This is a genomic window from Paenibacillus sp. 01T422 (assembly GCF_056398785.1).
The window spans coordinates 1-461 of sequence record NZ_JBFTQB010001646.1 but is presented as its reverse complement, the minus strand read 5'-3'; the positions used below and the strand labels follow the sequence as shown (position 1 = coordinate 461).

The 461-nt window shown below is 44.0% G+C and carries 1 pseudogene; it reads left to right on the top strand.

What is annotated here, in order from left to right:
* Window positions 1–461: pseudogene (locus AC1DUA_RS40590) on the top strand (MGH1-like glycoside hydrolase domain-containing protein); the annotation flags it as partial.

Below are 461 nucleotides of genomic sequence, written 5' to 3'. Positions count from 1 at the left end.
TTATAGTTTCGATGTAACTGGTGCAATTGCTGTAAGCGATCCTGCGCTGTATGAAGAAGTGCGTTTGCAGCCAGGACAGTCTGGTACGTATATCATCGCAGCTTCATATGGCATATCGGGGCAAGATGCCACCCACTTGCTGCAAACCAGAGCAGCGGCTTATACAGATGGCGGATGGACAGCCGATCAAATTATTGAAAAGCAGTGCGAGGAATATCAGGAGTGGTTTGATAATACCCCTGTGTTCACAAGCAATGATGCGCTGCTGAACAAAACATGGATTTATCGTTGGTTTCTGCTTCGGCATAATTTATCTGATCCGCAATATGGAAATTTGACCCACCCCTTGTTTTATGAAGGAAGATCCCATAAAAAAAGCAAAGAGCCTTTTAGCAAAGGGGGCTGGGAATTCAGTAAGCTCATTAATTTATCTGTACCGCTTCATTTGATGGATGCTAGAT